The organism is Amycolatopsis sp. NPDC003731 (genome assembly GCF_053586895.1).
The window spans coordinates 80,532-88,986 of sequence record NZ_JBSFNC010000020.1; the positions used below are offsets into that span (position 1 = coordinate 80,532).

At 71.2% G+C, this 8,455-nt stretch carries 7 protein-coding genes; 1 reads left to right on the plus strand and 6 read right to left on the minus strand.

Annotated elements, in window-relative coordinates; genetic code table 11:
• From ACWDN5_RS11495 to ACWDN5_RS11520, 6 genes are all read right to left on the minus strand, one after another.
• The gene (locus ACWDN5_RS11495) at positions 1 to 888 is read right to left on the minus strand and encodes a 2-hydroxy-3-oxopropionate reductase (RefSeq protein WP_449676142.1); all 888 of its coding nucleotides are present in this window, start codon (positions 886 to 888) and stop codon (positions 1 to 3) included.
• Complete coding sequence (locus ACWDN5_RS11500) at positions 885 to 1,697, minus strand: hydroxypyruvate isomerase family protein (protein ID WP_310972785.1); 813 nt, start codon at positions 1,695 to 1,697, stop codon at positions 885 to 887. Before ACWDN5_RS11500 ends, ACWDN5_RS11495 begins: the two co-directional genes overlap by 4 nt.
• Positions 1,698 to 1,836: 139 nt before the next feature.
• Complete coding sequence (locus ACWDN5_RS11505; RefSeq protein ID WP_449676144.1) at positions 1,837 to 2,694, minus strand: 2Fe-2S iron-sulfur cluster-binding protein; 858 nt, start codon at positions 2,692 to 2,694, stop codon at positions 1,837 to 1,839.
• A complete protein-coding gene (locus tag ACWDN5_RS11510) occupies positions 2,691 to 4,436 on the minus strand; it encodes an NAD(P)H-dependent oxidoreductase subunit E (RefSeq protein WP_449676145.1) in 1,746 nt (581 codons plus the stop codon). Before ACWDN5_RS11510 ends, ACWDN5_RS11505 begins: the two co-directional genes overlap by 4 nt.
• Position 4,437: 1 nt before the next feature.
• The gene (locus tag ACWDN5_RS11515) at positions 4,438 to 6,357 is read right to left on the minus strand and encodes a molybdopterin oxidoreductase family protein (protein ID WP_449676146.1); all 1,920 of its coding nucleotides are present in this window, start codon (positions 6,355 to 6,357) and stop codon (positions 4,438 to 4,440) included.
• A gap of 12 nt (positions 6,358 to 6,369) precedes the next feature.
• On the minus strand, positions 6,370 to 7,359 hold the full coding sequence (locus tag ACWDN5_RS11520) for a 2-dehydropantoate 2-reductase (RefSeq protein ID WP_449676147.1): 990 nt from the start codon (positions 7,357 to 7,359) through the stop codon (positions 6,370 to 6,372).
• Between the two features lie 251 nt (positions 7,360 to 7,610).
• Between ACWDN5_RS11520 and ACWDN5_RS11525 the strand changes: the two genes are divergently transcribed.
• The gene (locus tag ACWDN5_RS11525; RefSeq protein WP_449676149.1) at positions 7,611 to 8,348 is read left to right on the plus strand and encodes a GntR family transcriptional regulator; all 738 of its coding nucleotides are present in this window, start codon (positions 7,611 to 7,613) and stop codon (positions 8,346 to 8,348) included.
• Positions 8,349 to 8,455: the final 107 nt, after the last annotated feature.

Sequence of the window (8,455 nt, forward strand, 5' to 3'; positions counted from 1 at the left end):
TCACACCTCCGCCGGGACGCGGCCCGACAACTGTTCGACGACCTTCAGCAAGGCCGAGTGGTCCAGGGAGCCGTACCCCATGGCGCGGCCGGCGGCGACGAGCTGGGCGACCAGCCCGGTGAGCGGGAGCGCGACGCCGGCCTGCCGGGCGGCGGCCAGTGCGATCCCCATGTCCTTGTGGTGCAGGTCGATCCGGAACCCGGGCGCGAACTCCCGCTCCACCATGGACTTGCGCTTGAGTTCGAGGATCCGGCTGCCGGCGAGCCCGCCCGCGAGGACGTCGAGGCCCGTGGCGGCGTCCACACCGGACGCTTCCAGCAGCACGATCGCCTCGGCGACCAGGCCGTAGATCCCGCCCACGACGAGCTGGTTCGCGGCCTTGACGACCTGGCCGGCGCCGTGCGGCCCGACGTGCACGATGGTCTTGCCGACCACGTCCAGGACCGCCTTCGCGGCCTCGAAGTCGTCCGCGTCGCCGCCGACCATGATGGACAGGGACGCCTGCTCGGCGCCGGCCTGCCCGCCGGACACGGGCGCGTCGAGGACGCGGACCTTCCTGTCCCGCGCGGCTTCCGCGATCGCGATCGACGTCTCGGGCCGGATGGTGCTCATGTCGATCAGCAGCGTGCCGGGCTCGGCGGTGTCCAGGACGCCGCCCGCGGCCAGCACCACCTCCTCGACGTGCGGGTGGTCCGGCAGCATCGTGATGACGACGTCCGCCCCGGCGACCGCGTCGGCGACGCTCGTCGCGGCGCGCCCGCCGGCGGCCTCGAGCTTCTCGCCCGCGGCCGGGGTGACGTCGTAGCCGCCGACGTCGTGACCGGCCGCGACCAGGTGCGCGGCCATCGGGGCGCCCATCACGCCCAGTCCGATGAATCCCAGTTTCATGCTCGTCCCCTTCGGGTCTTCGGCAGCCAGGCCAGCGACGTGACGGTGTCGGGGTCCGGGACGTACTCGATCCCGACGAACCCGGCGTAGCCCGCGTTCTGCAGCTTCGCGAGGTGTCCCTCGATGTCCAGCTCGCCCGTGCCGGGCTGGTGGCGGCCCGGTGCGTCGGCGATCTGCACGTGCCCGATCCGGGAAAGGTGCGTCGTCGCCAGGGCGTCCAGGTCGTCGCCGTTGACTGCCAGGTGGTACAGGTCGGCCAGCAGCCGCACGTTTTCGCGCCCGAGGTCGTCGAGCACGGCCACGGCGTCCGCGGCGGTCTTGAGCGGGTAGCGGTCCGCGCCGGAGAGCGGTTCGAGCACCAGCTGCGCACCGATCCGCGCGGCGGCGTCGGCGGCCTTGTCCAGGTGCGCGCGGGCCAGGTCGTCCTGCTTGGCCGGGTCTTCGCCGTCGAGCCGGTTGCCGTAGAGCGCGTTGAAGCTGCGGCACCCGGTGCGTTCGGCGATGCCGAGGGCGACGACGAGGCTGTCGGCGAACTCGGCCTCCCGCCCGAGCCAGCTCACCAGGCCCCGCTCCCCCGCGGCCATGTCCCCGGCGTAGAAGTTCAGCCCCCGCAGCCGGACGCCGTCCAGGCTCCGCACGAAGGCGTCGACCTCGTCGCGCGCGGGAACCGCGCTGTCGAACGGCCACCAGTACTCGACGTCGGTGAACCCGGCCTCCCGCGCGGCGGCCGCGCGCTCGAGCAGCGGTACCTCCTTGAACAGGATCGACAGGTTGGCGACGTACGGCAGGGAATGGCCCTCTTCAGGCATCGCGACCTCGAATTTCGCTATCCGGAATTTTTCTTTCGCATATCGAGAATAGCCGCTGACCTGCGCCGGGGTCAACGCCCGGACGGCGAAGGCGCCGCGACTCGTCGAGTCACGGCGCCTTCGGACGAACGGGGTATCGCTACCGGTTCTGGACGTGCTGCCAGCCGAACCGGCCCTTGATGCACAGGTTCCCGTGCGTCACCGAGCTGTCGTGCGGCGAAGTCACCTTCACGATCTCGTTGTCCTGGACGTGCAGCGTCAGGTTGCACCCGACTCCGCAGAAGGTGCAGACCGTCGTCGTCGCGGTCTGGCGGGACTCGTCCCAGGAGCCGTCCGAACGCTTGTCGTACTCGCGCTTGAAACTCAGCGCCCCGGTGGGGCACACCTCGACGCAGTTGCCGCAGTACACGCAGGCGCTGTCCGGCAACGGGTTCGCGAACTCCGTCGAGATCCGGGCGTCGAAGCCACGGCCGGCGACGGTGATCGCGAACGAGTTCTGCCACTGCTCGCCGCACGCGTCGACGCACTTGTAGCAGAGGATGCACTTGCCGTAGTCCCGGACGTACAGCTCGTTGTCCACCAGGGCCGGCTGCGCCACCGTGGCCGCGTCCGGGCCGAAGCGGTCCGGATCGGCTCCCGTCGCGGCCAGCCACTCCGCGACGCCCGGCGTCGTCGAGAGGTCCGTGGCCGAGGCCAGGAGTTCGAGGACCACCTTGCGGCTGGTGCGCGTCCGCTCGGAATCCGTGCGGACGACCATGCCCGGCTCGGCCATGCGCGAGCAGGACGGCACCAGCGTCCGGGAACCTTCGACCTCGACCATGCAGACGCGGCAGGCGTTCGCCGGCTCCAGGGTGTCGCCGTAGCACAGCGTCGGGATGTCCTTGCCCGTCGCCGTGCACGCGTCCAGGATCGTCGACCCTTCCGGCACCCGGATCGTCTCACCGTCCACAGTGAACTCGACCAGCCGCTTCGGGATTCCGATGTCCACAATGGTCACTTCAGGGCCCCCAGCCGGTCGATGGCGGATTCGATGGCGTTCCAGGCGGTCTGGCCGAGGCCGCAGATCGACGAGTCGCGCATGACCCCGCCGACCTCGCGCAGCAGCGGCCGCTCCTCCGAACCGGAGGCGAGGACACGCCGGATCGCCTCCTCCTGCCGCACCGTCCCGATCCGGCACGGGACGCACTGGCCGCACGACTCGTCGCGGAAGAACTCCGCGATCCGCAGCAGGAACCCGCCGAGGTCGGCGAGGTCGTCGAGGACCAGGACGACACCCGAGCCGAGCGTCGTCTTCGCCGCCCGCGCGTCCTCGAACGTCAGCGGCAGGTCCAGCTCGTCCGGCCGGACGAACCCGCCGGCCGCGCCGCCCAGCAGGATCGCGCGCAAGGACCGGCCCGAAGCCACTCCCCCGGCCAGCGCGAGCAGTTCCCGCAGGGTCGTCCCGAACGGCACTTCGTAGACACCGGGACGTTCGACGTTCCCGGACAGGCAGAACAGCTTCGGCCCGGCCGACGCCTCGGTGCCGAGCGACCGGTAGGCCGCCGCGCCTTCGGTGAGGATCAGTGGCACGTTGACGAGGGTCTCGACGTTGTTCACCACGGTCGGCTTGCCGAACAGTCCCTGCTCGACCGGGAACGGCGGCTTCGTGCGGGGCTCGCCGCGGAAACCCTCGATCGAGTTGAAGATCGCGGTCTCCTCGCCGCAGATGTAGGCGCCCGCGCCACGCCGGATCTCGATATCGAACGAGAACCCTCGGTGGCCCATGATGTCCACGCCGAGGAACCCGCGCTCGCGGCACACTTCCAGTGCGTTGCGCAGCAGCCGCAATGCGCGCGGGTACTCGCCGCGCAGGTAGACGAACCCCCGGGTGGCGCCGATCGCGTACGCCGCGATCGTCATGGACTCCACCAGCGCGAAGGGGTCGCCCTCCAGGAGCACCCGGTCCTTGAACGTGCCGGGCTCGCTCTCGTCGGCGTTGCACACCAGGTAGTGCGGCCCGGCGGGCTGGGCGGCGGTGGCGGCCCACTTGCGCCCGGTCGGGAACGCGGCCCCGCCGCGGCCGAGCAGGCCGGAGTCGGTCACCTCGCGGATCACCGCGGCCTGGCCCATGCGCAGGGCGTTGCGCAGGGCCGCGTAACCGCCGGACGCGCGGTAGCCGTCCAGACTGGCCGGGTCGACCACGCCCACCCGGCGGAGCAGCCGGAGCCCGTCCTCCTGGTGGATCACCGGCGGCGCACCCTCCGAAAGGGACGGTGGCCGCCCGGCGGCGAGCACGGCCGACGCGCCGGTCGCCGGGGCGAGCAGCTCGGTCGTGGCCGGGTCGCCGGCCTGGAACGTCAGCGCCGCGGGGGCCCGTTCGCAGACGCCGAGGCACGGGCTGCGCAGCCACGTGACCCCGCCGCGCGCCTTCCCCGCGGCGCCGACGTGCTCGGTGAGGACGTCGCAGACCGTGTCCGCGCCCTGGAGCCGGCAGGCCAGGTCGGTGCACACGTGCACCACCCGCTCCGGGCGTTCCTCCAGCGCGAACAGCGAGTAGAAACTCGCCACGCCGTACGCGTCGGCGGGCGGCACGTGCAGCGTCTCGCAGATGAGGTTCAGCGCGCCCTGGCTGATCCAGCCGACCCGGTCGTTGACCGCGTGCAGGGCCGGCAGCAGCTGGTCCCGGCCGCCGCCGGCGAACCCGGCGACCGCCTCCCGTTCTTCGCGCGACGCGACGGCGTCCAGCAGTTTGAGGTCCATTTCAGACCTCGGCGGGGAGCTTGTCGACGCGGATGGCGGCCGCCTTGTACTCGGCGGTCCCGGCGATCGGGCAGGTGGCCTCGATGGTGATGACGTTGACGTCGACCTCGTCCGGGAAGTGGAAGGTCATGAACGCCAGTCCCGGTTTCAGCCCCGTGTCCAGCCGGACCGGGGCGACGATCTCCCCGCGCCGGGACGAGATCCGGACCAGTTCGCCGGACTGGACACCCAGCGCCCGCGCGTCCTCCGGGCACAGGTCCAGGGTCTCCCCCTGCCGCAACGGCGACGGGAACCCGCCGGACTGGACGCCGGTGTTGTACGAATCGAGGCGCCGGCCGGTGGTGAGCCGGATCGGGAACTCCTCGGTGAGCAGGTCGACCGGCGGGCTGTGCTCGAGCACCGTGAACGGTGCCGGGCGGCCGCGTTCGGCCGGGTCCCCGGCCCAGAGCCGGCCGTGCAGGAACGTCGGTTCGAGGGTGTCCTCGGAGAAGCACGGCCACTGGATCCCGCCGAGCTCTTCCAGGCGCGCGTACGACATCCCGGCGTGCATCGGCGACAGCGACCGCAGTTCGTCCCAGACTTCCTCACCGCCGGTGTAGTGCCAGTCGTGGCCGAGCCGGCGGGCGAGCTCCGACAGCAGCTCGATGTCGTCGCGCGCGCCTTCCGGCGGTTGGAGGGCCTTGCGGACGCGCTGGACCCGCCGTTCGGAGTTGGTGAAGGTGCCGTCGCTCTCGCACCAGGCCGCCGACGCCGGGAGCACCACATCGGCCAGCTGCGCGGTCTTGGTCAGGAAGATGTCCTGCACGACCAGGTGGTCGACGTTGGCCAGCCGTTTGATCGTGTGCTCGCAGTCCGCTTCGGACTGTACGGGGTTCTCGCCGATGATGTACACGCAGGTCAGGTCGCCGCGTTCCATCGCATCGAGCATCTGGGTGAGGTTCAGGCCCTGGCGCGGCGGGATCGCCGAGCCCCACGCGGTGTCGAACTTGGCCCGGACGTCGGCGTCGAGGACGTCCTGGAAGCCGGGCAAGCGGTCCGGGATGGCGCCCATGTCGCCGCCGCCCTGGACGTTGTTCTGCCCGCGCAGGGGGTTCAGCCCGGCGCCGTAGCGGCCGACCTGCCCGGCCAGCAGCGCCAGGTTGATCAGCGACAGGACGTTGTCGGTGCCGTTGTGGTGTTCGGTGATGCCGAGGGTCCAGGACAGCTGGGCGCGATCGGCCCGGGCGTAGGCATGGGCCAGTTCGCGGATCAGCTCGGCCGGGACGCCGGTGGTCTTCTCCGCCGCTTCCAGGGTCCACGGCTCGACCGACGCGGCGAACTCGGCGAACCCTTCGGTGGCCCGCTCGATGAAGGTCGTGTTCGCGAGCCCGGAGTGGATGATCTCCCGGGCGATGGCGTGGGCCAGCGGGATGTCGGTGCCGACCTCGAGCTGCAGCTGCCGGTGCGCCCAGCTCGCCGTGCTGGTCCGCCGCGGGTCGACGACGAAGAGCTTCGCTCCCTTGTGGACGGCCTTGAGCACGTGGTGGAAGAAGATCGGGTGCGCCTCGCGGGGGTTGCCGCCCCAGATCACGATGACGTCGGCGTCCTCGATCTCCTGGTAGGAGGACGTGCCGCCACCGCTGCCGAACACCCGCGCCAGCCCGGCGACGCTGGGCGCGTGGCAGGTGCGGTTGCACGAGTCGACGTTGTTCGTGCCGATCACCGCGCGGGCGAACTTCTGGGCGACGAAGTTCATCTCGTTGGTGGCGCGGGCGCACGAGAACATCCCGAACGCCTCGGGCCCCTTGCCGTCCAGGGTGCGGCGGATCCCTGCGGCCGCCCGGTCGAGGGCTTCCTCCCAGGTCGCCGGCCGCAGAACGCCGGAATCGCGCACGAGGGGCCGGGTGAGCCGGACGTACGGCTCGGTGTTCCTGCGCTTCACGGGGACCTCCGGTCAGTGCGACCCGACAGGGACTTTGCTGGTGTGGTCGAGCAGGGAAATCGCGGCGTGGACGTACCGCAGGGCGGGCGCGGGCACGCCGGTGAGGCCGGCCAGCTCGACGACCGCGCCGATGATGGCGTCGATTTCGAGGGGTTTGCCCGCTTCCAGGTCCTGCAGCATCGACGTCTTGTGGTGGCCGACGCGCCAGGCGCCGTCGATGCGCTTCTCGACGGAGATCCGCGGGTCGGCCCCGGCCGCGCGGGCGATGGCCAGGGTCTCGGTCATCATCGTGGCGACGAGCTCACGGGTGTCCTCGTGCTCGCACATCTGGGCCATGGTCGCCCGGGTCAGCGCCGACAGCGGGTTGAACGCGACGTTGCCCATCAGCTTGATCCAGATGTCGTTGCGCAGGTCGGCTTCGACCGGCGCCTTGAGGCCCCCGGCGATCATCGACGCGCTGAGCACCTTGCAGCGCGCGGAGATCTCGCCGTCGGGCTCGCCGAGGGAGAACCGGGTGCCCTCCAGGTGCCGGATGACCCCGGGCTCCTCGATGACCGTCGAGCAGTAGACGACGCAGCCGATCGCCCGCCGCAGTCCGAGCGCCGCGGTGACCGAGCCGCCGGGGTCGACCGTCTCGACCCGCTGCCCTTCCAGCGGGTGACCCCGCAGGCCGTGGAAGTACCACCACGGGATGCCGTTCTGCGCGGCCACGATCGCCGTTTCGGGCCCGAGCAGCGGGGCGAGCAGCTCGCCGCACGAGGCGTAGGAGTTGGCCTTGAGGCCGAGGAACACGAAGTCGACCTTGCCCACTTCGGCGGGGTCGTCCGTGACGTGGGGGTGGGCGGTGAAGTCGCCGCGCGGGCTGAGCACGCGGACGCCGTGCTCGCGCATCGCCGCGAGGTGGGCCCGGCGTGCGATCAGGTGCACCTCCGTCCCGCCGCGGTGCAGCGCGGCCCCGACGTAGGCGCCGATCGCCCCGGCCCCGAGAACAGCCACCTTCATGACGCGCCTCCAAGGTCCAGCAGTATTGCATACAGTATCCTGGATCCATGATCGAGACCAGTCGCCTCGGCCCGACCACTCGGGCGGCGCAGCGAAGAGCGACAAATCAGACACCATGGGTCACATCGCCCGGGCATCGTTGATCCACATCGACCCAAATTCGCCCTTCGCGGGTGAGGTCTGGGATTTTGCATACCAAAACCTGTATTCTAAGCGCGGATCAGTACTTCCCTGCCGACTCGAGGTGTCCCGTGAGCCAGCCCGCTTCCCCGTTGCCCGACCGCGGCCCGACCGGCCGCCGCACGGCCAAGGGCTCGCTCAGCTCGACCGCTGCCAAGCGTGTCGAGCGGCCCGCGCCGCTGCGTCAGGTCGTCTACGAAGCACTCGCCGAACTGATCATCAACCGCACCCTCGAACCCGGCCAGCACCTGGTCGAGGCCGACCTCGCCGAGTACCTCGGCGTGAGCCGGCAGCCGGTCCGGGAGGCCCTGCAGCGGCTGCAGAGCGAAGGCTGGGTCGACCTCCGCCCCGCCCAGGGCGCCTTCGTGCACCTGCCCACCGACGAGGAGGCCGACCAGCTGCTCAGCGTCCGCAGCGTGCTGGAGACGCACTCCGCGAAGCTCGCCGCCGGACGGGCCACCCCCGCCGACGTCGCCCGCCTGCAGGAACTGCAGCAGGCCGGCGTCAGCGCGCTCGCCGAGGAGGACACCGAAGGCTTGGTCGCGGCCAACGCCGCCCTCCACGCGTGCATCACCGAACTGTCCGGCAACAAGGTGCTGGCGGAGCTGATCGGCCTGGTCGACCGCCGGGTCCGCTGGTACTACACGCCCATCGCCCGCCCCCGCGGCCAGGACGCCTGGCACGAGCACGAAGAGCTCATCGACGCCATCGCCGCCCAGGACGCCGGCAAGGCCGAGCAGATCATGGCCAAGCACACCGAACGCACCCGCCAGGCCTACCACGAACGTCCGGAAGCTCCCCGATCCTGAGCCTCCCGCGCTCTGACGACGACCAGCCGGACGATCGTCGACCAGCGCGCCCGGCTGGCCGACCTCTACGCCACGGTCACCGCCGCTTCGGTGGACCTCACGAGCTT

Bases quoted from the DNA above. Each gene is read 5' to 3' on its own strand.
- ACWDN5_RS11520 (WP_449676147.1), bottom strand. From the start codon at position 7,359: ATGAAGGTGGCTGTTCTCGGGGCCGGGGCGATCGGCGCCTACGTCGGG.
- ACWDN5_RS11510 (WP_449676145.1), bottom strand. From the start codon at position 4,436: ATGGACCTCAAACTGCTGGACGCCGTCGCGTCGCGCGAAGAACGGGAG.
- ACWDN5_RS11495 (WP_449676142.1), bottom strand. From the start codon at position 888: ATGAAACTGGGATTCATCGGACTGGGCGTGATGGGCGCCCCGATGGCC.
- ACWDN5_RS11500 (WP_310972785.1), bottom strand. From the start codon at position 1,697: ATGCCTGAAGAGGGCCATTCCCTGCCGTACGTCGCCAACCTGTCGATC.